This window comes from Streptomyces sp. IMTB 2501 (assembly GCF_001953885.1).
GTDB lineage: Bacteria > Actinomycetota > Actinomycetes > Streptomycetales > Streptomycetaceae > Streptomyces.
This window is the reverse complement of the sequence record NZ_MQUS01000031.1, coordinates 66,907-91,870: the sequence shown is the minus strand read 5'-3', so window position 1 is coordinate 91,870 and position 24,964 is coordinate 66,907. Positions and strand designations below refer to the sequence as shown.

General features: G+C 69.0%; 23 protein-coding genes. 22 read left to right on the top strand and 1 reads right to left on the bottom strand.

The genetic code is table 11. From position 1 onward, the window contains the following. The first annotated feature begins 99 nt into the window (after positions 1 to 99). The 22 genes from AV521_RS48200 to AV521_RS37355 all read left to right on the top strand — a co-directional run bounded on the left by AV521_RS48200 (position 100) and on the right by AV521_RS37355 (position 23,011). Complete coding sequence (locus tag AV521_RS48200) at positions 100 to 1,392, top strand: homoserine dehydrogenase (RefSeq protein ID WP_076095116.1); 1,293 nt, start codon at positions 100 to 102, stop codon at positions 1,390 to 1,392. 6 nt (positions 1,393 to 1,398) lie between these two features. Next, the gene (thrC, locus tag AV521_RS48195; RefSeq protein ID WP_076095114.1) at positions 1,399 to 2,457 is read left to right on the top strand and encodes a threonine synthase; all 1,059 of its coding nucleotides are present in this window, start codon (positions 1,399 to 1,401) and stop codon (positions 2,455 to 2,457) included. Positions 2,458 to 2,685: 228 nt separating this feature from the next. Beyond that, a complete protein-coding gene (gene thrB, locus AV521_RS37450; protein ID WP_023546746.1) occupies positions 2,686 to 3,603 on the top strand; it encodes a homoserine kinase in 918 nt (305 codons plus the stop codon). 403 nt (positions 3,604 to 4,006) lie between these two features. Further along, positions 4,007 to 5,977, top strand: coding sequence for a transcription termination factor Rho (gene rho, locus AV521_RS37445; protein WP_076095112.1), 1,971 nt, complete (start codon positions 4,007 to 4,009; stop codon positions 5,975 to 5,977). 440 nt (positions 5,978 to 6,417) lie between these two features. Further along, a complete protein-coding gene (locus AV521_RS37440; RefSeq protein ID WP_076095110.1) occupies positions 6,418 to 7,551 on the top strand; it encodes an LCP family protein in 1,134 nt (377 codons plus the stop codon). 172 nt (positions 7,552 to 7,723) lie between these two features. After that, positions 7,724 to 7,945, top strand: a complete 222-nt coding sequence (gene rpmE, locus AV521_RS37435) for a 50S ribosomal protein L31 (protein WP_030740744.1) — start codon at positions 7,724 to 7,726, stop codon at positions 7,943 to 7,945. Positions 7,946 to 8,050: 105 nt separating this feature from the next. Continuing rightward, a complete protein-coding gene (prfA, locus tag AV521_RS37430) occupies positions 8,051 to 9,127 on the top strand; it encodes a peptide chain release factor 1 (RefSeq protein WP_076095108.1) in 1,077 nt (358 codons plus the stop codon). Positions 9,128 to 9,159: 32 nt separating this feature from the next. Next, positions 9,160 to 10,005 carry a peptide chain release factor N(5)-glutamine methyltransferase gene (gene prmC / locus AV521_RS37425; protein ID WP_076095105.1) on the top strand — a complete coding sequence of 282 codons (846 nt, stop codon included), beginning with the start codon at positions 9,160 to 9,162 and terminating at the stop codon, positions 10,003 to 10,005. Between the two features lie 61 nt (positions 10,006 to 10,066). Further along, a complete protein-coding gene (locus tag AV521_RS37420; RefSeq protein WP_076095103.1) occupies positions 10,067 to 10,714 on the top strand; it encodes an L-threonylcarbamoyladenylate synthase in 648 nt (215 codons plus the stop codon). Further along, entirely contained in the window at positions 10,711 to 11,388 is a 678-nt protein-coding gene (locus AV521_RS37415) for a protein-tyrosine-phosphatase (protein WP_076095101.1), read from the top strand. Before AV521_RS37420 ends, AV521_RS37415 begins: the two co-directional genes overlap by 4 nt. 198 nt (positions 11,389 to 11,586) lie before the next feature. After that, positions 11,587 to 12,825, top strand: coding sequence for a serine hydroxymethyltransferase (gene glyA, locus AV521_RS37410; RefSeq protein WP_076095100.1), 1,239 nt, complete (start codon positions 11,587 to 11,589; stop codon positions 12,823 to 12,825). Positions 12,826 to 12,976: 151 nt separating this feature from the next. Then, positions 12,977 to 14,308, top strand: a complete 1,332-nt coding sequence (locus AV521_RS37405; RefSeq protein WP_076095097.1) for an MraY family glycosyltransferase — start codon at positions 12,977 to 12,979, stop codon at positions 14,306 to 14,308. A gap of 302 nt (positions 14,309 to 14,610) precedes the next feature. Then, positions 14,611 to 15,048 carry a hypothetical protein gene (locus AV521_RS37400; protein WP_076095095.1) on the top strand — a complete coding sequence of 146 codons (438 nt, stop codon included), beginning with the start codon at positions 14,611 to 14,613 and terminating at the stop codon, positions 15,046 to 15,048. 273 nt (positions 15,049 to 15,321) lie between these two features. Then, positions 15,322 to 16,092: a F0F1 ATP synthase subunit A gene (gene atpB, locus AV521_RS37395; RefSeq protein WP_076095093.1), complete on the top strand. Its 771-nt coding sequence runs from the start codon at positions 15,322 to 15,324 to the stop codon at positions 16,090 to 16,092. A 68-nt stretch (positions 16,093 to 16,160) separates the two neighbouring features. Beyond that, complete coding sequence (locus AV521_RS37390) at positions 16,161 to 16,400, top strand: ATP synthase subunit C (protein ID WP_053670587.1); 240 nt, start codon at positions 16,161 to 16,163, stop codon at positions 16,398 to 16,400. A 39-nt stretch (positions 16,401 to 16,439) separates the two neighbouring features. Beyond that, the gene (locus tag AV521_RS37385) at positions 16,440 to 16,991 is read left to right on the top strand and encodes a F0F1 ATP synthase subunit B (protein WP_076095091.1); all 552 of its coding nucleotides are present in this window, start codon (positions 16,440 to 16,442) and stop codon (positions 16,989 to 16,991) included. After that, a complete protein-coding gene (locus AV521_RS37380; protein ID WP_076095089.1) occupies positions 16,988 to 17,803 on the top strand; it encodes a F0F1 ATP synthase subunit delta in 816 nt (271 codons plus the stop codon). The genes AV521_RS37385 and AV521_RS37380 overlap by 4 nt, the downstream gene beginning before the upstream one ends. A gap of 133 nt (positions 17,804 to 17,936) precedes the next feature. After that, on the top strand, positions 17,937 to 19,529 hold the full coding sequence (atpA, locus tag AV521_RS37375) for a F0F1 ATP synthase subunit alpha (protein ID WP_076095087.1): 1,593 nt from the start codon (positions 17,937 to 17,939) through the stop codon (positions 19,527 to 19,529). Between the two features lie 21 nt (positions 19,530 to 19,550). Then, a complete protein-coding gene (locus AV521_RS37370; RefSeq protein WP_076095085.1) occupies positions 19,551 to 20,468 on the top strand; it encodes a F0F1 ATP synthase subunit gamma in 918 nt (305 codons plus the stop codon). Then, positions 20,468 to 21,904: a F0F1 ATP synthase subunit beta gene (gene atpD, locus AV521_RS37365; protein WP_076095083.1), complete on the top strand. Its 1,437-nt coding sequence runs from the start codon at positions 20,468 to 20,470 to the stop codon at positions 21,902 to 21,904. The genes AV521_RS37370 and atpD overlap by 1 nt, the downstream gene beginning before the upstream one ends. 129 nt (positions 21,905 to 22,033) lie before the next feature. Beyond that, positions 22,034 to 22,408 carry a F0F1 ATP synthase subunit epsilon gene (locus AV521_RS37360; RefSeq protein WP_076095081.1) on the top strand — a complete coding sequence of 125 codons (375 nt, stop codon included), beginning with the start codon at positions 22,034 to 22,036 and terminating at the stop codon, positions 22,406 to 22,408. 156 nt (positions 22,409 to 22,564) lie between these two features. Continuing rightward, positions 22,565 to 23,011: a DUF2550 domain-containing protein gene (locus AV521_RS37355; protein WP_076095079.1), complete on the top strand. Its 447-nt coding sequence runs from the start codon at positions 22,565 to 22,567 to the stop codon at positions 23,009 to 23,011. A gap of 7 nt (positions 23,012 to 23,018) precedes the next feature. Here the strand turns inward: AV521_RS37355 and AV521_RS37350 are convergent, their stop codons facing one another. Beyond that, positions 23,019 to 24,845 (bottom strand): glycoside hydrolase family 18 chitinase, encoded by a 1,827-nt coding sequence (locus tag AV521_RS37350; protein ID WP_076095076.1) that lies wholly within the window; start codon positions 24,843 to 24,845, stop codon positions 23,019 to 23,021. Positions 24,846 to 24,964: the final 119 nt, after the last annotated feature.

Here is a 24,964-nt window from a genome sequence, read left to right as displayed (position 1 = left end):
AAATGAAATAGATGTCTCACGATCCGGACGAAGGGTAGAAACTCCCGTCCGGTGAGTGAGACTGGTCCAACCGTAGACGGTATGAGGAAACGAGGTCGGATGATGCGTACGCGTCCGCTGAAGGTGGCGCTGCTGGGCTGTGGAGTGGTCGGCTCAGAGGTGGCGCGCATCATGACGACGCACGCCGACGACCTCGCCCAGAGGATCGGTGCCCCGGTGGAGCTCGCGGGCGTCGCCGTACGGCGGCCCTCCAAGATCCGCGAGGGCATCCCGCAGGAACTCGTTACCACCGACGCCACCGCCCTCGTCAAACGCGGGGACATCGACGTGGTGGTCGAGGTCATCGGCGGGATCGAGCCCGCACGGACGCTCATCACCACCGCTTTCGAGCACGGTGCCTCCGTCGTCTCCGCCAACAAGGCGCTGCTCGCCCAGGACGGGGCCGCCCTGCACGCCGCGGCGGAGGAGAACGACAAGGACCTCTACTACGAGGCCGCCGTCGCCGGTGCCATCCCGCTGATCCGCCCGCTGCGCGAGTCCCTCGCCGGTGACAAGGTCAACCGGGTGCTGGGGATCGTCAACGGCACCACCAACTTCATCCTCGACAAGATGGACTCCACGGGCGCGGGGTATCAGGAGGCGCTCGACGAGGCCACCGCCCTCGGGTACGCCGAGGCCGACCCGACCGCCGACGTCGAGGGGTTCGACGCCGCCGCCAAGGCCGCCATCCTCGCCGGGATCGCCTTCCACACGCGCGTGCGCCTCGACGACGTCTACCGCGAGGGCATGTCCGAGGTCACCGCTGCCGACTTCCGCTCGGCGAAGGAGATGGGCTGCACCATCAAGCTGCTCGCCATCTGTGAGCGGGCCGCGGACGGGGAGTCCGTCACCGCGCGTGTGCACCCCGCGATGATTCCGCTGACCCACCCGCTCGCCTCCGTGCGCGGCGCGTACAACGCCGTCTTCGTGGAGTCCGACGCGGCCGGGCAGCTCATGTTCTACGGCCCCGGCGCGGGCGGCGCTCCCACCGCCTCCGCCGTGCTCGGCGACCTCGTCGCCGTCTGCCGTAACCGGCTCAACGGCGCAACGGGGCCCGGTGAGTCGTCGTATGCCGCCCTGACCGTCTCGTCCATGGGCGAGGTCGTCACGCGCTACCACATCAGCCTCGACGTCGCGGACAAACCGGGTGTTCTCGCCCAGGTCGCGACCGTGTTCGCCGAGCACGGGGTGTCGATCGATACGGTGCGCCAGCAGGGCAAGGACGGCGAGGCCTCCCTCGTCGTCGTCACCCACCGCGCGTCCGACGCCTCCCTGTCGGGGACCGTCGAGGCGCTGCGCAAGCTCGACACCGTGCGGGGTGTCGCCAGCATCATGCGGGTTGAAGGAGAGTAACCAGCAATGACCCACCAGTGGCGCGGAATCATCGAGGAGTACCGGGACCGGCTGCCGGTATCCGACACCACGCCGGTCGTGACGCTCCGCGAGGGCGGTACGCCCCTCGTGCCCGCGCAGGTGCTCTCCGAGCGCACGGGCTGTGAGGTCCACCTGAAGGTGGAGGGGGCCAACCCCACCGGATCCTTCAAGGACCGGGGCATGACCATGGCCATCTCCAAGGCCAAGGAGGAGGGGGCCAAGGCCGTCATCTGCGCCTCCACCGGCAACACGTCGGCGAGTGCCGCCGCCTACGCCGTGCGCGCGGGGATGGTTTCGGCCGTTCTCGTGCCGCAGGGCAAGATCGCGCTCGGCAAGATGGGCCAGGCCCTCGTGCACGGCGCCAAGATCCTCCAGGTCGACGGCAATTTCGACGACTGCCTCACGCTCGCGCGGGCGCTGAGCGACAACTACCCGGTGGCGCTGGTCAATTCGGTCAATCCGGTGCGTATCGAGGGTCAGAAGACAGCCGCCTTCGAGATCGTGGACATGCTCGGCGACGCACCCGACATCCATGTCCTGCCGGTGGGCAACGCGGGCAACATCACCGCCTACTGGAAGGGCTACAAGGAGTACGCCGCCGACGGCATCGCCTCCAAGACCCCGCGGATGTGGGGGTTCCAGGCCTCCGGCAGCGCCCCGATCGTGCGCGGTGAGGTTGTCAAGGACCCGTCGACCATCGCCACCGCCATCCGCATCGGCAACCCGGCCTCCTGGCAGTACGCCCTCGCCGCGCGCGACGAGTCGGGCGGTGCCATCGACGAGGTGACGGACCGTGAAATCCTGCGCGCCTACCGCCTGTTGGCCGCGCAGGAGGGTGTCTTCGTGGAGCCCGCCTCCGCCGCCTCCGTGGCCGGTCTGCTGAAGGCCGCCGAGCAGGGCAGGGTCGACCCGGGGCAGCGCATCGTGTGCACCGTCACCGGAAACGGCCTGAAGGACCCCGACTGGGCCGTCGCCGGCGCCCCGCAGCCGGTCACCGTGCCGGTCGACGCGGCCGCCGCGGCCGAGCGCCTCGGCCTGGCCTGAGCGGACACACCTCGCGAGGGGTGCACAGGGGGCTTACGACACGCATCGTGCGCCTCCTGTGCGCCCTATGTCGCCACAGAACCTTCCTTCGATAGGCTGTACTGAACCCGCCCCTTGCATATGCCCTCGCACAGGGGTGACGTCGCGCCGTCTGCGCGGCCTTCAGGGTCTTCACATACGTATCGAATGTCTTCGACAGTCACGCAGCTCAAGGAGAGTCAACGAGCGATGGCCGGTCCAGCGTTCCGCGCCGCCGCCGTCCGGGTGCGCGTTCCCGCCACCAGCGCCAATCTCGGCCCGGGCTTCGATGCCCTCGGCCTCGCGCTGGGGCTCTACGACGACGTGGTCGTCCGGGTGGCCGACTCCGGGCTGCACATCGACATCGCGGGGGAGGGCAGCGAGACTCTCCCGCGTGACGAGTCTCACCTCCTTGTCCGCTCCCTGCGCACAGCCTTCGATCTGCTGGGCGGACAGCCCCGCGGCCTGGAAATCGTCTGCGCCAACCGCATTCCGCACGGCCGGGGCCTCGGTTCCTCCTCCGCCGCCATCTGCGCCGGCATCGTCGCCGCCCGCGCCGTGACCATAGGCGGCGAGGCCCGCCTGGACGACGCGGCACTGCTGGAACTGGCCACGGAGATCGAGGGCCACCCGGACAACGTGGCCGCGTGTCTGCTCGGCGGTTTCACCCTGTCCTGGATGGAGTCCGGCGCCGCCCGGGCGATCAGGATGGAGCCCGGTGATTCCATCGTTCCGGTGGTTTTCGTGCCCGGAAAGCCGGTGCTGACCGAAACCGCGCGCGGTCTGCTGCCGCGCACCGTGCCGCACGTCGACGCCGCCGTCAACGCGGGCCGTGCCGCCCTGCTCGTCGAGGCCCTCACCCGGCGCCCCGAGCTGCTGCTGCCCGCCACCGAGGACCGTCTCCACCAGGAGTACCGCGCCCCGGCCATGCCGGAGAGCGCCGCGCTGGTGGAGCGGCTGCGCGCCGACGGCATTCCGGCCGTCATCTCGGGCGCGGGACCCACCGTCATGGCGCTGGCCGACGCCGACAGCGCCGACAAGGTCGCCCACCTCGCAGGTGCGGGCTGGGCGGCGAACCGGCTGGACCTCGATGTCCAGGGAGCGAGCGTGCTGCCGCTTGCGACCTGACACACGGTTGCCGGATTTCGAGAGGGGGAATGTTTGTTGGATCCGGTAGTGTTAACCTCAAGTCTGCACCCGACCCCACCATGGCGAGGTGCCTCGTGTCCCAGTCCGGGACAGACATTCTTCCGGGAGCCTCCCACGCCACTCCGTGTTCCGTGCGCCGTACCTGGGCAGTACGTCGTATGCGGACATTGAGCGGGCCGCCGGGCACGCTTCGGAATCGGTGCTACCACGCCAAGTGACACTGGGTGTCACGGCTCGCGGAAGCGCCATCACCGCACATTTCTTCCGCCGCTTTGGCGGACCACCGCCCCGGCACGGTTCACGGAAGACAGGACCGTAGCCGGACAGCACAACCGGTCGCCGAGCCAGACAGGCCGACGTCCGCTCCAGGGAAGGACCCTTCGTGAGCGACACCACCGATCTGATGGGCGCACGTGTCGAGGAGACCGCTGCCGCGCCCGCCACGGACGCCTCCGCGCCTGCCACCGGTGCCGGCTCCCGGCGGCGCCGCGGTACCGGCCTTGAGGGCATGGTGCTGGCCGAGCTGCAGCAGGTCGCCTCGGGCCTCGGCATCAGGGGCACCGCGCGGATGCGCAAGAGCCAGCTGATCGAGGTCATCAAGGAGGCGCAGGCCGCCGGGGGCGCCGCCCCCAAGGCCGAGCCGGCCACCGAGACCAAGCCCAAGCGCCGCGCCACCTCCAAGGCCCGTACGGGTGAGGCCGCCGTCGACGGCGAGAAGAAGGCCGAGGCTCCTGCCGAGAAGGCCGTGGCCCAGCAGCAGATCGAGATCCCCGGCCAGCCCGCCAGCGACGAGGCGCCGACCGAGCGCCGGCGCCGCCGCGCCACCGCCGAGGCCGGCAGCCCCGCCGCGAGCAGCGCCGAGACGGTCGCCGCCGAGGCCAAGGCCGAGCCCAAGGCTGAAACGCCGGCTCAGCAGCCCCAGCAGGGCGAGGCCGCCAAGGGCGACGCCGGTGACGGCGAGGGCCGTGGCCGCCGCGACCGCCGTGAGCGCGGCCGTGACCGCGACCGCGACCGTGACCGTCGTAGCAAGGGCGACGACCAGCAGGGTGGCCAGCAGCGTCAGCAGCAGGGCCAGCAGCAGGGCGGCCGTCAGGACCGCCAGCAGGACGACGACGACTTCGAGGGCGGCCGCCGGGGCCGTCGCGGCCGTTACCGCGACCGCCGTGGCCGCCGTGGCCGCGACGACGTCGCCGAGCCGCAGCTCGCCGAGGACGACGTCCTGATCCCCGTCGCGGGCATCCTGGACATCCTCGACAACTACGCGTTCATCCGGACGTCCGGCTACCTCCCGGGCCCGAACGACGTGTACGTCTCCCTCGCCCAGGTCCGCAAGAACGGTCTGCGCAAGGGTGACCACATCACCGGTGCGGTCCGTCAGCCGAAGGAGGGCGAGCGCCGCGAGAAGTTCAACGCCCTCGTCCGCCTCGACTCCGTCAACGGCATGGCGCCCGAACACGGCCGTGGCCGCCCGGAGTTCAACAAGCTGACCCCGCTCTACCCGCAGGACCGGCTCCGCCTGGAGACGGACCCGGGTGTGCTCACCACCCGCATCATCGACCTGGTCTCGCCGATCGGTAAGGGCCAGCGCGGTCTGATCGTGGCCCCGCCGAAGACCGGTAAGACCATGATCATGCAGGCGATCGCCAACGCGATCACGCACAACAACCCCGAGTGCCACCTGATGGTCGTCCTCGTCGACGAGCGTCCGGAAGAGGTCACCGACATGCAGCGGTCGGTCAAGGGCGAGGTCATCTCCTCGACCTTCGACCGCCCGGCCGAGGACCACACCACGGTCGCCGAGCTGGCCATCGAGCGGGCGAAGCGCCTGGTCGAGCTGGGCCACGACGTCGTCGTCCTGCTGGACTCGATCACGCGTCTGGGCCGCGCCTACAACCTGGCCGCGCCTGCTTCCGGCCGCATCCTGTCCGGTGGTGTCGACTCGACCGCGCTGTACCCGCCGAAGCGGTTCTTCGGTGCGGCGCGGAACATCGAGGACGGCGGCTCGCTGACCATCCTGGCCACGGCTCTTGTCGACACCGGGTCCCGCATGGACGAGGTGATCTTCGAGGAGTTCAAGGGCACCGGCAACATGGAGCTCAAGCTCGACCGGAAGCTCGCCGACAAGCGGATCTTCCCGGCGGTGGACGTGGACGCGTCCGGCACCCGTAAGGAAGAGATCCTGCTCGGCAACGAGGAGCTGTCCGTCGTCTGGAAGCTGCGGCGCGTGCTGCACGCGCTGGACCAGCAGCAGGCGATCGAGCTGCTGCTCGACAAGATGAAGCAGACGAAGTCGAACGTCGAGTTCCTGATGCAGATTCAGAAGACGACGCCGACGCCGGGTAACGGGGACTAGTCGCTCCGCTGCGAGAGCCGAAGAACTTCGCTGTCGAGGCCGCCCTCCGTCAAAACGTGACGGGGGGCGGCCTTTTGGCGCGGCCGGTGCCGGCGGTGCCGCCGTCGCCGCGCTGCTGACGACCTCCGCCGGCCGAGCACGGGCGACGTGTACCTGTACAAGGGCACCGGAATGGCCACAAGCGAGATCTTTGCCACAAGAATCCCGGCCGGTACCGGATTCCAGGCCGACGACATCTGGGACTGAAACCGCAGGTGAGCGGGGTGCGCCCGCCCGGAACGACTACACAGCGTGCCCGGCGCCGTACGCGGTGGGCACGCTGCCTTGTGCAACTCTTGCCCGAGTTTCTCCGTCTGACCATACGGAGCGACGATGGAGCGGTACTGACCGCGCCTGACCCTGAAAGCAGGGGGTAACCGACCGCGAGACCTAGGAGCGATGTGTCCGCCGAGAGCACGCCGGAGCCCGTCATATCCGAGCCGGGCGAGACCGGTCCCCGCAAGGGTGGCAAGGGCCGCCGCCGCAAGGCCCGCAGCAGGAGCCGCAAGGCCCTGCTCGTCACGGCCTGGACGGTCGCCGGTGTGGTCGTACTGGGCGGTGCGGGCTTCGGGTACGTGTACTTCAAGCTCAACGGCAACATCAAGAGCGTCGACATCGACCAGGCCCTCGGCAACGACCGGCCCAGGAAGATCGACAACGGCTCCGAGAACATCCTGGTCCTCGGCTCGGACAGCCGCTCCGGTTCCAACAAGAAGCTCGGCGGCGGCGTCGACGACGGCAGCGCCCGCTCCGACACGGCGATGATCGTCCATGTCTACGAGGGCCACAAGAAGGCCAGCGTGGTCTCCATCCCGCGGGACACCCTGATCGACCGCCCGGCCTGCACCGACAGCAAGGGCACCGCCCACGCCGCCGTGTCCGGCGCGATGTTCAACGAGTCCTACGGCACCGGCGGCGCGGCCTGCGCGGTGAAGACCGTCGAGTCGATCACCGGTATCCGCATGGACCACTACCTGGAGGTCGACTTCGCCGGCTTCCAGAAGCTCATCGACGGCCTCGGCGGCGTCCCGGTCACGACGACCAGGAGCATCGACGACCCGAACAGCCACCTGACCCTCCAGGCCGGCACCCACACGCTCGACGGCCAGCAGGCCCTCGGCCTGGTCCGCACCCGGCACGGCGTCGGCGACGGCTCCGACCTGGGCCGCATCCAGCTCCAGCAGGCCTTCGTCAAGGCGCTGCTCAACCAGGTCAAGAACGTCGGCGTCTTCAGCAACCCCAAGAAGCTGTACGACCTCGCCGACACCGCCACCAAGACCGTCACCACCGATTCCGACCTCGGCTCGGTCAACTCCCTCATCGACTTCGCGGACGGCCTCAAGGGCATCAGCACCAAGCACATGACCATGGTCACCATGCCGGTCCAGTACGACCCGGCCGACCCCAACCGGGTCCTTGTGGAGAAGACGAAGGCCCGGCTGGTCTGGGACGCCCTGAAGAACGACCAGCCGATCCCGAAGGCGGCGACCGAAGGCACGGCCACAGGCGAAGCCAAGGACGTGGTGAGCGGTTAAGGGGCGCGGGGCCGTACCGAGGCGGCCACCCACTCACCCGCAGGAATAGAACATCCGCACCCCCGGTTTGGGTGGATGGCACCAGTCCTGGCAGACTGGTACGTCGGCTCCGGTTCACGCTCCCGCACCCCGCGGCGGCGACCCGGCGCCCTCCCGAAACCTAGGAGACACCTTGAAGCGCGACATCCACCCCGCGTACGTCGAGACGCAGGTCAGCTGCACCTGCGGCGCGTCGTTCACCACCCGTAGCACCATCGAGTCCGGCACCATCCGGGCCGAGGTCTGCTCCGAGTGCCACCCGTTCTACACGGGCAAGCAGAAGATCCTCGACACCGGTGGCCGTGTGGCCCGCTTCGAGGCCCGCTTCGGCAAGGCTGCCGGCTCCAAGAAGTAGCGAGCCCCATTTCGCCGGTCCACGGCCGCACCCCGAGAGGGTGTGCCCGGGACCGGCGTTTTTGGTCGCCCGCCAGCCCTTCACCCGCAGTATCAGGAGCCCAAGATGTTCGAGGCCGTCGACGAACTCGTCGCCGAGCACGCCGATCTGGAGAAGAAGCTCGCCGACCCGTCGGTCCACGCCGACCAGGCGAACGCGCGCAAGCTGAACAAGCGCTACGCCGAGCTGACCCCGATCGTCGCCACGTACCGCTCCTGGAAGCAGGCCGGCGACGACGTCGAGACCGCGCGCGAGTTCGCCGCCGACGACCCCGACTTCGCCGCCGAGGTCAAGGAGCTGGAGAAGCAGCGCGAGGAGCTGACCGAGAAGCTGCGCCTGCTGCTCGTCCCGCGTGACCCGAGTGATGACAAGGACGTCATTCTGGAGATCAAGGCGGGCGCGGGCGGCGACGAGTCGGCGCTGTTCGCGGGCGATCTGCTGCGCATGTATCTGCGCTACGCCGAGCGCGCCGGCTGGAAGACCGAGATCATCGACGCCACCGAGTCCGAGCTGGGCGGCTACAAGGACGTCCAGGTCGCCGTGAAGACCAAGGGCGGCCAGGGCGCCACCGAGCCCGGCCAGGGCGTGTGGGCCCGGCTGAAGTACGAGGGCGGTGTGCACCGCGTGCAGCGCGTGCCGGCGACCGAGTCCCAGGGCCGTATCCACACCTCCGCGGCCGGTGTCCTCGTGACCCCCGAGGCCGAGGAGGTCGACGTCGAGATCAACCCGAACGACCTCCGGATCGACGTCTACCGGTCCTCCGGACCGGGTGGCCAGTCCGTCAACACCACCGACTCCGCGGTGCGCATCACGCACCTGCCGACCGGAGTCGTCGCCTCCTGCCAGAACGAGAAGAGCCAGCTGCAGAACAAGGAGCAGGCGCTGCGTATCCTGCGCTCCAGGCTGCTCGCCGCGGCGCAGGAGGAGGCCGAGCGGGAGGCCGCCGACGCCCGCCGCAGCCAGGTCCGCACGGTCGACCGCTCCGAGAAGATCCGCACCTACAACTTCCCGGAGAACCGCATCTCGGACCACCGCGTCGGCTTCAAGGCGTACAACCTTGACCAGGTCCTGGACGGCGACCTCGACGCGGTGATCCAGGCCTGCGTCGACGCCGACTCGGCGGCGAAGCTGGCAGCTGCATAAAGGCACGTACGAGTACCACACGGAGGACTTGCGTGAACCTGCTGCTCGCGGAGGTGGCCCAGGCCACCCAGCGGCTGGCCGACGCCGGCGTGCCCTCGCCGCGCAACGACGCGGAGGAGCTCGCCGCGTTCGTGCACGGCGTGAAGCGCGGCGAACTGCACTCCGTGAAGGACTCGGACTTCGACGCCCGGTACTGGGAGGTCATCGCCCGGCGTGAACAGCGCGAGCCGCTGCAGCACATCACCGGCCGGGCCTACTTCCGGTATCTGGAGCTGCAGGTCGGGCCGGGCGTCTTCGTGCCCCGGCCGGAGACCGAGTCCGTGGTCGGCTGGGCCATAGACGCCGTACGGGCCATGGACGTCGTCGAGCCGTGCATCGTCGACCTGTGCTCCGGCTCCGGCGCCATCGCGCTCGCCTTGGCCCAGGAGGTGCCGCGCTCCCGGGTGCACGCCGTGGAGCTGTCCGAGGACGCCCTGGTGTGGACGCGGAAGAACGTGGCGGGGTCCAGGGTCGACCTGCGCCAGGGTGATGCCCTCACCGCCTTCCCCGACCTCGACGGCCAGGTCGACCTGGTCATCTCCAACCCGCCGTACATCCCGCTGACCGAGTGGGAGTACGTCGCCCCCGAGGCCCGCGACTACGACCCCGAGCTGGCCCTCTTCTCCGGCGAGGACGGCCTCGACCTCATCCGCGGCCTGGAACGCACCGCACACCGGCTGCTGCGCCCCGGCGGCGTCGTCGTGATCGAGCACGCCGACACCCAGGGCGGCCAGGTGCCGTGGATCTTCACCGAGGAGCGGGGCTGGGCCGACGCGGCCGACCACCCCGACCTCAACAACCGCCCCCGGTTCGCGACCGCCCGCAGAGCGCTGCCGTGAGCACCCCCCAGGCAGTGTTTTCCGAAGTCCCGCATTACGTGTACGAGGAGGCCCGCTAGACATGGCACGGCGATACGACACCAACGACGCGACCGACCGCGCGACGGGTCTGCGCGAGGCCGCGTCCGCCGTCCGCCGGGGCGAGCTGGTGGTGCTGCCGACCGACACGGTGTACGGCATCGGCGCCGACGCGTTCTCCTCCGAGGCCGTCGCCGATCTGCTCTCTGCCAAGGGCCGGGGCCGCAATATGCCCACCCCTGTCCTCATCGGCTCCCCGAACACCCTGCACGGCCTCGTCACGGACTTCTCCGAGCTGGCCTGGGAGCTGGTCGACGCCTTCTGGCCGGGTGCCCTCACGCTGGTCGCCAGGCACCAGCCGTCCCTGCAGTGGGACCTCGGCGACACCCGCGGCACGGTGGCCGTCCGTATGCCCCTGCACCCCGTCGCGATCGAGCTGCTCACCGAGGTCGGCCCGATGGCCGTCTCCTCCGCCAACCTCAGCGGCCACCCGGCGCCGGAGGACTGCGACGCGGCGCAGGAGATGCTGGGCGACTCCGTCTCCGTCTACCTCGACGGCGGTCCGACCCCCGGCAACGTCCCGTCGTCCATCGTCGACGTCACCGGCCGGGTGCCGGTGCTGCTGCGCGAGGGCGCGCTGTCGCCGGAGGAGCTGCGCAAGGTCGTACCCGACCTCGAGGTGGCGAATTGACGGCCCCTGAAGCGGGGCGTGGCATAGGCATCGGGGACCGTCTCGCGGAGGAGACGACGACGTTCGGCTTTCCGCATGACACCTTCCGCATCCTCCACGTCAGCACCGGCAATGTGTGCCGCTCGCCCATCACCGAGCGGCTGACCCGCCATTTCGTGACGGAGCGGCTCGGCGTGCTCGGCGGCGGGCTGATCGTGGAGAGCGCGGGCACCTGGGGCCACGAGGGCGCGCCGATGGAGGCCAACGCCGAGACGGTGCTGGCCGAGTTCGGCGCGGACGCCTCCGGATTCGTCGGCAGGGAGCTGCTGGACGAGCACGTCATCAGGGCCGACCTGGTCCTCACCGCGACCCGCGACCATCGCGCCCAGGTCATCTCCATGGGCCATTCGGCGGGCCTGCGCACCTTCACCCTGAAGGAGTTCACCCGCCTGGTCCGCGCCATAGACCCGGCCACGCTGCCGCCCCTGGAAGACGGCGTGGTCATGCGCGCCCGCGCCCTGGTCCGCGCGGCGGCGGCCCTGCGCGGCTGGCTTCTCGCCCCGACCGCGGAGGCGGACGAGGTCTACGACCCGTACGGCGCGCCGATCACCTTCTTCCGGTCCATCGGCGACGAGATACGGGACGCGCTGGATCCCGTGGTGACGGCGCTGACGGGCGTCGCGGCGCGGGCGTAACGCCGACGCGCGTCCAGGGGCGCGGCGCTGTGGTCGATCGCCGCTCCGCCGCGATGGGGGAGCGACAAGCCACGACACAGCCGCAGCCGCCGTCTCCGCGGAACTCCCGAGTATCTCGTGCGGCTTCATTACCGGGCGCCCCACACATCCCCGGCCTACATTGGACGTACGTCACCGTCGACCGCCCGGGAGCCCGCCATGTCGGTCACCCCTACCCTCGAGACCGACGCCCTGCGGCGGCAGGACCCGGCGATGGCCGAGATCCTCCTGGCCGAGCTGCAGAGGCAGTCGACCACGCTGCAGCTGATCGCCGCCGAGAACTTCACCTCGCCCGCCGTGCTGGAAGCGCTGGGCTCGCCGCTCGCCAACAAGTACGCCGAGGGCTACCCCGGCGCCCGGCACCACGGCGGCTGCGAACTCGTCGACGTCGCCGAGCGGCTCGCCGTCGACCGGGCCAAGGCCCTCTTCGGCGCCGAACACGCCAACGTCCAGGCCCACTCGGGCTCTTCGGCCGTCCTTGCCGCCTACGCCGCGCTGCTGCGCCCCGGCGACACCGTCCTCGCCCTCGGCCTGCACTACGGCGGCCACCTCACCCACGGCTCGCCCGCGAACTTCTCCGGCCGCTGGTTCGACTTCGTGGGGTACGGCGTGGACGCGGAGACCGGGCTCATCGACCACGACCAGGTCCGCCACCTCGCCCGCAACCACCGGCCGAAGGCGATCGTGTGCGGCTCCATCGCCTACCCCCGCCACTTCGACTACGCCTTCTTCCGCGAGGTCGCCGACGAGGTCGGCGCCTATCTGATCGCCGACGCCGCGCATCCGATCGGGCTGGTCGCCGGCGGCGTGGCGCCGAACCCGGTGCCGTACGCCGACATCGTGTGCGCGACCACGCACAAGGTGCTGCGCGGGCCGCGCGGCGGGATGATCCTGTGCGGGAGCGAACTGGCCGAGCGCGTCGACCGGGCGGTGTTCCCGTTCACCCAGGGCGGTGCGCAGATGCACACGATCGCCGCGAAGGCCGTGGCGTTCGGCGAGGCGGCAACATCGGCGTTCGGCTCGTACGCCCATCAGGTGGTCGACAACGCGCGCATGCTCGCCGGTCAGCTGGCCGCCGAGGGTCTCGCCGTCACCACCGGCGGCACGGACACCCATCTGATCACCGCCGACCCCGCCCCGCTCGGTGTGGACGGCCGCACCGCCCGCGGCCGGCTGGCCGCCGCCGGGATCGTCCTGGACTGCTGTGTGCTGCCGCACGGCGACGGCCGAGGTCTGCGCCTGGGCACGGCCGCGGTGACCACGCAGGGCATGGGGGAGCCGGAGATGCTGCGGATCGCGGCGCTGATGGCGGCCGTGCTGCGCGGCACGACCGACCCGGCTCCGGCACGGGACGAGGTGCGCATGCTCACAGGCGATTTTCCGCCGTATCCGGGCTGAACGGGGGTAGGCGGTGTCCCGTACACCCTGATGTGCGCCATGGCTCACAGCCACACGTGCAACCATCGTCGCTACCCGGAAGTCCCCATCCATATACGTCCATCGCTAGGGTATGGGGCTGTGATGGCCAGCGAGACCTGTGGGGAAGCCTGTGCGTGAATACCTGCTGACGCTCTGCATCACGGCCGCGGTGACGTACCTGCTGACAGGGCCGGTACGGAAGTTCGCGATCGTGGCGGGGGCGATGCCGGAGATCCGGGCCCGTGACGTGCACCGGGAGCCCACTCCGCGCCTCGGCGGTATCGCCATGTTCTTCGGTCTGTGCGCGGGCCTGCTGGTCGCGGACCACCTGGCCAACCTCAACGAGGTCTTCGCGAAGTCGAACGAACCGCGGGCCCTGCTCTCCGGCGCGGCCCTGATCTGGCTGATCGGTGTCCTGGACGACAAGTTCGAGATCGACGCGCTGATCAAGCTGGGCGGCCAGATGATCGCCGCGGGCGTCATGGTCATGCAGGGTCTGACGATCCTGTGGCTGCCCATCCCCGGCGTCGGCAACGTGGCACTGACCCAGTGGCAGGGCACCCTGCTGACCGTCGCGCTCGTCGTCATCACGATCAACGCGGTGAACTTCGTGGACGGCCTGGACGGCCTCGCGGGCGGCATGGTCTGCATCGCGGCCGCAGCGTTCTTCCTCTACTCGTACCGGATCTGGTACTCGTACGGCATCGAGGCCGCCGCTCCCGCGACCCTGTTCGCGGCGATCCTGATGGGCATGTGCCTGGGCTTCCTGCCGCACAACATGCACCCCGCGCGGATCTTCATGGGCGACTCCGGCTCGATGCTGATCGGCCTGGTGCTGGCGGCGGGCGCGATCTCGATCACGGGCCAGGTGGACCCGGACGCCCTCGCGCTGTTCACGGGTTCGGAGAAGGCGGCGGTGCACCAGACGGTGCCGGTCTACATCCCGCTGCTGCTCCCGCTGACGATCATCGCGGTGCCGGCCGCGGACCTGGTCCTCGCGATCGTCCGGCGCACCTGGCGCGGCCAGTCGCCGTTCGCCGCGGACCGCGGGCATCTGCACCACCGGCTGCTGGAGATCGGCCACTCGCACAGCCGGGCCGTGCTGATCATGTACTTCTGGTCGGCCCTGATCGCCTTCGGCGCGCTGGCGTACTCGGTCAACTCGGCCTCGATGTGGATCGTGCTCGGCGTGGTGTTCCTCAGCGCGGTCGGTCTCGTCCTGCTGCTGCTCCCGCGCTTCACGCCGCGAGTGCCGGTCTGGGCGCAGCGGTTCGTGCCGCCGCGCTACCGCCGCCGGCGCCGTGCGGCCGAGGCCGCTGTGGCCATGGAGGCCGGTGAGCCGCAGGGGACGCGTCAGGTCCCTCACGAGACCGGGGAACGGGCCCCCGTCACTGCCGGAGTCTCGGGCGTCAACGGGGCGACCGCGATTGGCCCTCGTTCGCGTTTCCTTGATCGTCGCTGAGACGGACCAGGTAAGAATCTGACGAGAGCATTGCCAACTCGTGGGAGTGCAAAGCTCCCAATACCAGACAAGTGGGCGCGGTTTTTGCACAGACGGGCACTGTCACTCTCATGTGTGACAGCAAGCACACCCAGCGGGTAAAGACCTCATCAAATAGTTTGTGATACGGTTCACGAGAACCCGGGGTAGAGCCGAAGGACCGTAGTGCGACGGTCCATTGGCGTGAGGTCTCGATCACTCAGCCCGGGACTACGCTCGTCCATGACGACACCCTGCCCCCTTGTGAAAGCGGAGTTGCCGCCATGCCGTCCAAAGACGCCCGGAACCTTCTGCAGATCGCTGTGCCCACAGCGATCGCAGGCGTGATCGCTGTCGCCGTGAGCGCAGCGGTCGCAGGGGGCAAGGGTGCGATCGGCGCGGCCGTCGGCACGGCACTGGCCATCCTGTTCATGGGTATCGGCCTGTACGTGCTGCAGTGGACGGCAAAAACGCTCCCCCAGCTCTTCCAGGCGATGGGCCTCATGCTCTACATGGCCCAGCTGCTGCTCCTCTTCATCTTCGTCGCCGTCTTCAAAGGCACCTCCCTCTTCAATCCGAAGGCGTTCGCCGTGGCGATCGTGGTCACCACCGTCGTGTGGATGGCCGCGCAGGCCCGCGCGCACATGAAGGCCAAGATCTTCTACGTCGATCCGGACTCCGCGAAGAGTGAGAAGCCCGAGAAGACAGGGCCGTCGTCGTGAGGGGTAGGGGCGGGATAAAGGGCTGTGAGATCTCCTGCTATCGTCCGGTGCCAACTGCGGCATCGCGGGCGCGGGCATCTGAGCTGACGCCTGCTCGATCGCGAGGCTCGATGCCCCTCAGCCGCCCCCACATCCGTAACACCAGTCCGGTGCCGATCCGCGGCCGCGCGCCGCGCCGACACAACGAGGTTGCCGTACCCATGCGTCACGCCGAAGGAGCCCGTGGTGAGTGCTGACCAGACCCAGCTCGCCTTTGACTGGAGTTGTCGGATCATGTCCGACAACGGGTGTGGCTTCCCGGCTCCGGGTCTGCACTCGTTCCTGTTCAAGCCGATCGTCACCGTCGGGGGCTTCGACTTCAACAAGGTGATGCTGCTCGCGCTCATCACCACCGCTCTGGTGGTCGGCTTCTTCTGGGCCGCGTTCGGCAGGGCCAAGGTCATCCCGGGCAAGCTGCAGATGATCGGCGAGGCCGGTTATGACTTCGTGCGCCGCGGCATCGTGTACGAGACCATCGGCAAGCGCGAGGGCGAGAAGTGGGTACCGCTCATGGTGTCCATCTTCTTCTTCGTCTGGATCATGAACGTCTGGTCCGTGATCCCGCTGGCCCAGTTCCCGGTGGGCTCGATCATCGCCTACCCGATGGTGCTGGCCCTGCTCGTCTGGGTCCTGTGGGTGGGGCTGACCTTCAAGCGCCACGGATTCGTCGGGTTCTTCAAGAACGTGACGGGCTACGACAAGTCGCTCGGTGCGGTGCTCCCGCTCGTCATGGTCATCGAGTTCTTCTCGAACCTCCTCGTCCGCCCGTTCACGCACGCGGTGCGACTCTTCGCCAACATGTTCGCCGGTCACCTGATGCTGGTGATGTTCACCGTCGCCTCCTGGTACCTGCTGAACAGCTGGATGATCCCGGCCGCCGGCGTCTCCTTCGTGATGACGATGGCCATGATCCTCTTCGAACTTTTCGTCCAGGCCGTCCAGGCGTACGTCTTCGTGCTGCTGGCCTGCTCCTACATTCAGGGCGCTCTCGCCGAGCACCACTGAGCCCCACCCCACCCCTGGTCGTCCGGTGGCCAACCCCCACCGGTCCGTAAAGAGAAGGAAGATTCAGCATGGCTGCCACTGAGACCCTCGCCGCTGTCTCCGGTTCCATCGGTTCTGTCGGTTACGGCCTCTCCGCCATCGGCCCCGGCATCGGCGTCGGCATCATCTTCGGTAACGGCACCCAGGCGCTCGCCCGTCAGCCCGAGGCCGCGGGTCTGATCCGCGCCAACCAGATCCTCGGCTTCGCCTTCTGTGAGGCGCTCGCCCTCATCGGCATCGTCATGCCGTTCGTGTTCGGTACGAAGTAAGACCTCCGTACCCCACACGTATCGACGAAAGGCACTGATGTGATCGCCAACCTGGTTCAGCTGGCGGCCCCGGAGAAGGGCGGGAACCCGCTCCTTCCCGAGGGTCCGGAGCTGCTCGTCGGCACCATCGCCTTCGCCATCGTGTTCTTCTTCTTCTGGAAGAAGCTGCTTCCGAACATCAACAAGGTTCTGGAGGAGCGCCGAGCGGCGATCGAAGGCGGTATCGAAGAGGCCGACGCCATGAAGGTCGAGGCCCAGAGCGTCCTTGAGCAGTACAAGGCCCAGCTCGCCGAGGCCCGGCACGAGGCCGCGCGCCTGCGCCAGGAGGCGCAGGAGCAGGGTGCCGCGCTCATCGCCGAGATGCGGGCCGAGGGCCAGCGGCAGCGCGAGGAGATCGTCGCCGCCGGTCACACCCAGATCGAGGCCGACCGCAAGGCCGCCGCGCAGACGCTGCGTCAGGACGTCGGCAAGCTCGCCACCGAACTGGCCGGCAAGCTCGTCGGCGAGTCCCTTGAGGACCACGCCCGCCAGAGCCGTGTGATCGACCGCTTCCTCGACGAGCTCGAGGAGAAGGCCGAGGCCACGCGATGAACGGAGCGAGCCGCGAGGCCCTGGCAGCCGCACGTGAGCGTCTCGACGCGCTGACGGACTCCACGTCCGTGGACGCCGGGCAGCTCGCGGACGAGCTGGCGGCCGTCACCGCGCTGCTCGACCGCGAGGCCGGCCTGCGCCGGGTCCTCACCGACCCGGCGCAGCCCGCGGAGGCCAAGGCGGAGCTGGTCCAGCGTCTGATCGGTGGCCAGGTCAGCGGTGCCGCCGCCGACCTGGTGGCCGGGACGGCGCGCTCCCGCTGGTCGCAGCCCCGCGACCTGGTGGACGCGCTGGAGGAGCTGGCGAGCATCGCCGACCTCACGGCCGGGGAGAAGACGGGCACCCTCGACGATGCCGAGGACGAGCTGTTCCGGTTCGGCCGGATCGTCTCCTCCAGCACCGAGCTGCGCGCCGCGCTGACCGACCGCGCCGCGGGTACGGCGGCCAAGACCGAGCTGCTGCACCGGCTGCTCGGCGGCCGGGCCAAGCCCGTCACCGAGCGACTGGTGACGCGCCTTGTGACCGCGCCGCGTGGACGTAGCCTGGAAGCGGGACTGGAGTCCCTGTCCAAGCTGGCCGCCGAGCGCCGGGACCGCATGGTCGCCGTCGTCACCTCGGCGGTGCCGCTGAGTGATGGCCAGAAGCAGCGCCTCGGCGCCGCCCTCGCCAAGCTCTACGGCCGCCGGATGCACCTCAACCTGGACGTGGACCCCGAGGTCGTCGGCGGTATCCGGGTGCAGGTCGGTGACGAGGTCATCAACGGCTCCCTCGCGGACCGCCTGGACGACGCCGCCCGCCGCATGGCGAGCTGAGCGACGCTCGGTATTCGAGAACAGCAGTAGTACTCAGAACGGCCCTGGTTGGGCCGTGCAGAAGAATCCTGGGGGTCGCCCCCAGACCCCCAAAGTGAAACTTCGGGCCCAACAAGGAGAGCAGGGAACCCAGATGGCGGAGCTCACGATCCGGCCGGAGGAGATCCGGGACGCGCTGGAGAACTTCGTCCAGTCGTACAAGCCGGACGCGGCCTCGCGCGAGGAGGTCGGTACGGTCACCCTTGCCGGCGACGGCATCGCGAAGGTCGAGGGTCTTCCCTCGGCCATGGCCAACGAACTGCTGAAGTTCGAGGACGGCACCCTCGGCCTCGCCCTCAACCTTGAGGAGCGCGAGATCGGTGCCATCGTCCTCGGTGAGTTCAGCGGCATCGAGGAGGGTCAGCCGGTCACGCGTACCGGTGAGGTCCTCTCCGTCGCGGTCGGCGAGGGCTACCTCGGCCGTGTCGTCGACCCGCTCGGCAACCCGATCGACGGCCTCGGCGAGATCGAGACGTCCGGCCGCCGTGCGCTGGAGCTGCAGGCCCCCACGGTCATGCAGCGCAAGTCGGTGCACGAGCCGATGGAGACCGGCTACAAGGCCGTCGACGCGATGACCCCGATCGGCCGTGGCCAGCGTCAGCTGATCATCGGTGACCGCCAGACCGGCAAGACCGCCCTGGCCGTCGACACGATCATCAACCAGCGCGACAACTGGCGCTCGGGCGACCCGAAGAAGCAGGTCCGCTGCATCTACGTCGCCATCGGCCAGAAGGGCTCCACCATCGCCGGCGTGCGCCGCGCGCTGGAGGAGAACGGCGCCCTGGAGTACACGACCATCGTCGCCGCCCCGGCGTCCGACCCGGCCGGCTTCAAGTACCTTGCGCCGTACACCGGTTCGGCCATCGGTCAGCAGTGGATGTACGAGGGTAAGCACGTCCTCATCATCTTCGACGACCTGTCGAAGCAGGCCGACGCCTACCGCGCCGTGTCGCTGCTGCTGCGCCGCCCGCCGGGCCGTGAGGCCTACCCGGGTGACGTCTTCTACCTGCACTCCCGGCTGCTGGAGCGCTGCGCCAAGCTCTCCGACGACATGGGTGCCGGCTCGATGACCGGTCTGCCGATCGTCGAGACCAAGGCCAACGACGTCTCGGCGTTCATCCCGACCAACGTCATCTCCATCACCGACGGCCAGTGCTTCCTGGAGTCGGACCTGTTCAACGCCGGTCAGCGCCCCGCGCTGAACGTCGGTATCTCCGTCTCCCGAGTCGGTGGCAGCGCGCAGCACAAGGCGATGCGCCAGGTCTCCGGCCGCCTCCGTGTCGACCTCGCCCAGTTCCGTGAGCTGGAGGCCTTCGCCGCCTTCGGTTCCGACCTGGACGCGGCCTCCAAGGCGCAGCTGGAGCGCGGTTCGCGCATGGTCGAGCTGCTGAAGCAGGACCAGTACCAGCCGATGGCCACCGAGGACCAGGTCGTCTCCGTCTGGGCCGGCACCAACGGCCGTATGGACGACGTCCCGGTCGCCGACATCCGCCGCTTCGAGAAGGAACTGATCGACTTCCTGCACCGGAAGCACCAGGGCCTGATGACCTCCATCAAGGAGGGCGCCAAGATGTCGAACGACACGATCCAGGCGGTCGACGACGCGGTGGCCGAGTTCAAGAAGCAGTTCGAGACCTCGGACGGCAAGCTGCTCGGCGAGGACGTTCCTGCCGCTGCCGCCAAGTGACGTAAGGAAGGGACCTGACTCATGGGAGCCCAGCTCCGGGTCTACAAGCGTCGCATCCGATCCGTCAGCGCGACCAAGAAGATCACGAAGGCGATGGAGATGATCGCCGCCTCGCGCGTCGTCAAGGCGCAGCGCAAGGTGGCGGCCTCCACGCCGTACGCGACCGAGCTGACGCGCGCGGTCACGGCGGTCGGCACCGGCTCGAACACCAAGCACCCGCTCACCACGGAGGCGGAGAACCCGGCCCGTGCCGCGGTCCTGCTCCTCACGAGCGACCGCGGCCTCGCCGGCGCCTTCAACTCCAACGCCATCAAGACGGCGGAGCAGCTGACCGAGCGCCTGGAGCGCGAGGGCAAGCAGGTCGACACGTACATCGTTGGCCGGCGCGGTGTCGCCCACTACAACTTCCGCGAGCGCAAGATCGCGGAGTCGTTCACGGGCTTCACGGACGAGCCGACGTACGCGGACGCCAAGAAGGTCGCGGCGCCCCTGATCGAGGCCATCGAGAAGGAGACGGCCGAGGGTGGTGTGGATGAACTCCACATCGTCTTCACCGAGTTCGTCTCGATGATGACGCAGACGGCGCTGGACGCCCGGCTGCTGCCGCTGCGCCTCGAAGAGGTCGCCGAGGAGGCCGCCCCCAAGGGCGAGATCCTCCCGCTGTACGACTTCGAGCCGTCGGCGGAGGACGTCCTCGACGCCCTGCTGCCGCGCTACGTGGAGAGCCGTATCTACAACGCGCTGCTCCAGTCGGCCGCTTCGAAGCACGCCGCCACGCGGCGCGCGATGAAGTCGGCCACCGACAACGCGGGCGAGCTGATCAACAACCTCACCCGTCTTGCCAACGCGGCCCGCCAGGCCGAAATCACCCAGGAAATCAGCGAGATCGTCGGTGGCGCGAGCGCCCTGGCCGACGCGACCGCGGGGAGTGACCGATAATGACCACCACTGTTGAGACCGCGACGGCTACGGGCCGCGTCGCCCGGGTCATCGGCCCGGTCGTCGACGTGGAGTTCCCCGTCGACGCGATGCCGGACATCTACCAGGCCCTGCACGTCGAGGTCGCCGACCCGGCGAACGCGGGCGAGAAGAAGACGCTGACCCTGGAGGTCGCCCAGCACCTGGGTGACGGCCTGGTCCGCGCCATCTCCATGCAGCCGACCGACGGTCTGGTCCGCCAGGCCCCGGTCATCGACACGGGCGCCGCGATCTCGGTTCCCGTCGGCGACTTCACCAAGGGCAAGGTGTTCAACACCCTCGGTGAGGTGCTGAACGTCGACGAGACCTACGACGGCGAGCGCTGGCCGATCCACCGCAAGGCCCCGAACTTCGACGAGCTCGAGTCCAAGACCGAGATGTTCGAGACGGGCGTCAAGGTCATCGACCTGCTCACCCCGTACGTCAAGGGCGGCAAGATCGGCCTGTTCGGCGGCGCCGGCGTCGGCAAGACGGTGCTCATCCAGGAGATGATCTACCGTGTCGCAAACAACCACGACGGTGTCTCCGTGTTCGCCGGTGTCGGTGAGCGCACCCGTGAGGGCAACGACCTCATCGAGGAGATGACCGACTCGGGCGTCATCGACAAGACCGCGCTGGTCTTCGGTCAGATGGACGAGCCCCCGGGCACCCGTCTGCGCGTCGCGCTGGCCGGCCTCACCATGGCCGAGTACTTCCGTGACGTCCAGAAGCAGGACGTGCTGTTCTTCATCGACAACATCTTCCGCTTCACGCAGGCCGGTTCCGAGGTCTCCACGCTGCTCGGCCGTATGCCGTCCGCGGTGGGTTACCAGCCGAACCTGGCCGACGAGATGGGCCTCCTGCAGGAGCGCATCACCTCGACCCGCGGTCACTCGATCACCTCGATGCAGGCGATCTACGTCCCCGCCGACGACCTGACCGACCCGGCCCCGGCGACCACCTTCGCCCACCTCGACGCGACGACGGTTCTGTCCCGTCCGATCTCCGAGAAGGGCATCTACCCGGCCGTGGACCCGCTGGACTCCACGTCCCGGATCCTGGACCCGCGCTACATCGCGCAGGACCACTACAACGCGGCCATGCGTGTGAAGAACATCCTGCAGAAGTACAAGGACCTGCAGGACATCATCGCGATCCTCGGTATCGACGAGCTGGGCGAGGAGGACAAGCTCGTCGTCCACCGTGCCCGTCGGGTGGAGCGCTTCCTGTCCCAGAACACCCACGTCGCCAAGCAGTTCACCGGCGTGGACGGTTCGGACGTCCCGCTGGACGAGACGATCACGGCGTTCAACGCGATCTGCGACGGTGAGTTCGACCACTTCCCGGAGCAGGCGTTCTTCATGTGCGGTGGCCTGGAGGACCTCAAGGCCAACGCCAAGGAGCTGGGCGTCTCCTGAACTCCCTGAGTTCGTAAGAGGGGCGCGGGCCCATCCCTTTCGGGGTGGGTCCAGCCCCTCTCGCCACGCCTACTAGAATTGACCCCAACACCCGGCAGAACCGCCGGGTGGTGACCCGAGGAGCCACCCTTGGCTGCTGAGCTGCACGTCGCGCTGGTCGCTGCCGACCGCCAGGTCTGGTCCGGTGAGGCCACCCTGGTCGTCGCGCGCACCACGTCCGGCGACATCGGCGTCATGCCCGGTCACCAGCCGCTGCTCGGTGTGCTGGAGTCGGGCCCGGTGACCATCCGTACGAGTGAAGGTGGAACGGTCGTCGCCGCGGTGCACGGCGGTTTCATCTCGTTCGCGGACAACAAGCTGTCCCTGCTGGCCGAGATCGCCGAGCTGTCGGACGAGATCGATGTCCAGCGCACGGAGCGGGAGCTGGAGCGCGCGAAGGCGGAGGGCGACGCCGCCGCCGAGCGCCGCGCAGACGTCCGCCTGCGCGCGGCGGCGGCCCGCTGAGCCCACAGCAAGCCGCCGTGTGACGTCACTCAGCCGCGGCCGGCCCGGAGCAATCCGGTGCCGGTCGCGGCTGAGGCAGATGTGGGTGTTTTTCCGGTTTCATTACTCAGTGACAGAAGCAGTTCCACTACCTGGGAGACGAGGAGGTCGGTGCCGATGGTCCTCGCTCTGACTGTGTGCGGGATCGTGGTCGCGCTCGTGGTGGTGGGGCTGTTCCTGTTCGGGCTGCGCCGCAGACTCATCCAGCGCTCCGGCGGCACCTTCGACTGTTCCCTGCGCTGGGACGTGGCCGAGAAGCCGGACGCCAACGGCAAGGGCTGGAGCTATGGTGTCGCGCGCTACAACGGCGACCGCATCGAGTGGTACCGCGTCTTCTCCTACGCCCCCCGACCCCGCCGCACCCTGGAGCGCGCGCAGATCGAGGTGGCCGGCCGGCGGTTGCCCGAGGGCGAGGAGGAACTGGCGCTGCTCTCCGACGCGGTGGTCCTCGCCTGTACGCATCGGGGCACGCGCCTCGAACTCGCGATGAGCGAAGACGCGCTGACCGGTTTCCTCGCGTGGCTGGAGGCAGCCCCGCCCGGGCAGCGCGTCAACGTCGCTTGAAGCTCACTTACAGGTTGCTGCTGATGGCGTTCACCAGTTCGCCGTCGCCGGTGTCGCCGCTGAACTCCCAGAAGAACGCGCCGCCGAGGCCCTGGGACTTGGCCCAGCTCATCTTCCCGGCGATCGTCGACGGGGTGTCGTACGACCACCAGTTGCTGCCGCAGTGCGCGTACGCGGTGCCCGCGACGGTGCCGGTCACCGGGCAGGACGTCTTGAGCACCTTGTAGTCCTCGATGCCCTGCTCATAGGTGCCGGCCGCGGGTCCCGTTGCCGTGCCACCCGGGGCGTCCTGGGTGACGCCGGTCCAGCCGCGGCCGTAGAGGCCGATGCCGATGAGCAGCTTGGACGCGGGCACCCCGATGGACTTGTACTTGGCGATCGCGTCGGCCGTGTCGAACCCGGCCTTCGGGATGCCCGAGTACGAGGTGAGCGGGGAGTGCGGGGCCGTCGGGCCCTGGGCGTCCCAGGCGCCGAAGAAGTCGTACGACATCACGTTGTACCAGTCGGCGTACTGGGCGGCACCCGCGTAGTCCGCGGCCTCGATCTTGCCCCCGGAGGAGCCGTCGGCGGTGACCGCGGCCGTGACCAGCTTGCTCGCACCGAACTTGGCGCGCAGTGCGGCCAGCACGTTCTTGAAGGCCGCCGCCCCGCTGGTGTCGCAGGACAGACCGCAGGCGTTCGGGTACTCCCAGTCGATGTCGATGCCGTCGAAGACATCGGCCCAGCGCGGGTCCTCGACCAGGCTGTAGCAGGAGTCGGCGAACGCGGTCGGGTTGGCGGCCGCCTGTGCGAACCCGCCGGACCAGGTCCAGCCGCCGAAGGACCACAGCACCTTGAGGTTCGGGTACTTGGCCTTCAGCTCGCGCAGCTGGTTGAAGTTGCCGCGCAGCGGCTGGTCCCAGGTGTCGGCCACGCCGCTCACCGACTGGTCGGCGGTGAAGGCCTTGTCGTAGTCGGCGTAGGAGTCGCCTATCGCGCACTGGCCGTTCGTCACGTTGCCGAAGGCGTAGTTGATGTGCGTGATCTTCGCCGCGGAGCCGGACGTCACCAGGTTCTTGACGTTGTAGTTCCGGCCGTAGATGCCCCACTCGGTGAAGTAGCCGAGTTTGACCTTGTCGCCGGTGGTCGGGGGAGTGGGGGTGCCGCCGGTGGTGTGCACCTTGACCGCGCCGCTGACCGGGCCGGTCTGGTCGGCGGTGTCGCGGGCCTGCACGGTGTAGGAGTAGTCGGTGCCGGCGGTCAGGCCGGTGTCCGTGTACGACGTGGCCGTGACGGTGGAGACGACCTTGCCGTCGCGCAGGACGTCGTAGTTCTTCACGCCCTTGTCGTCGGTGGCCGCGCTCCAGCCGAGCTTGACCGAGGTGTCGGTGATGCCGGAGGCGGTGGGGGTGCCGGGCGCGCTCGGCGGGTTGTCACCGGGGACCGTCGTGCCGTCGCAACTGTCGCCGTTCAGCTTGCAGTTGGACGGGGAGCCGGGGCCCGCGCCGTTGAAGCCGAAGGAGACGGTGGCGCCGGGGGCGACGGTGCCGTTGTAGGACTTGTTCTTGGCTGTCCAGTGGGTGCCGGAGCTGGTCACGTCCGCGTCCCAGGCGGAGGTGACGGACGTACCGGAGGGGAAGTCCCACTCGACGGTCCAGGAACTGATGCTGGAGGTACCGGTGTTCTTGATGGTCCACTGACCGCCGAAGCCGGTGCCCCAGTCGCTGGTCTTGGTGAAGCTCGCCGTCGCGGTGGCCGCGGCCTGGGCGGGGCTCGCGAGACCGACGAGGCCGGCCAGGGGGAGCAGCAGGGTCGCGAAGCCCGCCGCGGCTCTGCGTCTGAGTCCGAAGCGCATGTGCGCCTCCTCGATATGGGGAATGTTGGGGAGTCAAGGGCATGACTGAGCCTTCACGCCCACGGTGCTGTGAGAGTAGAAAGGTCTGGACCACAGGTCAATAGGTCTGGACCAATCCA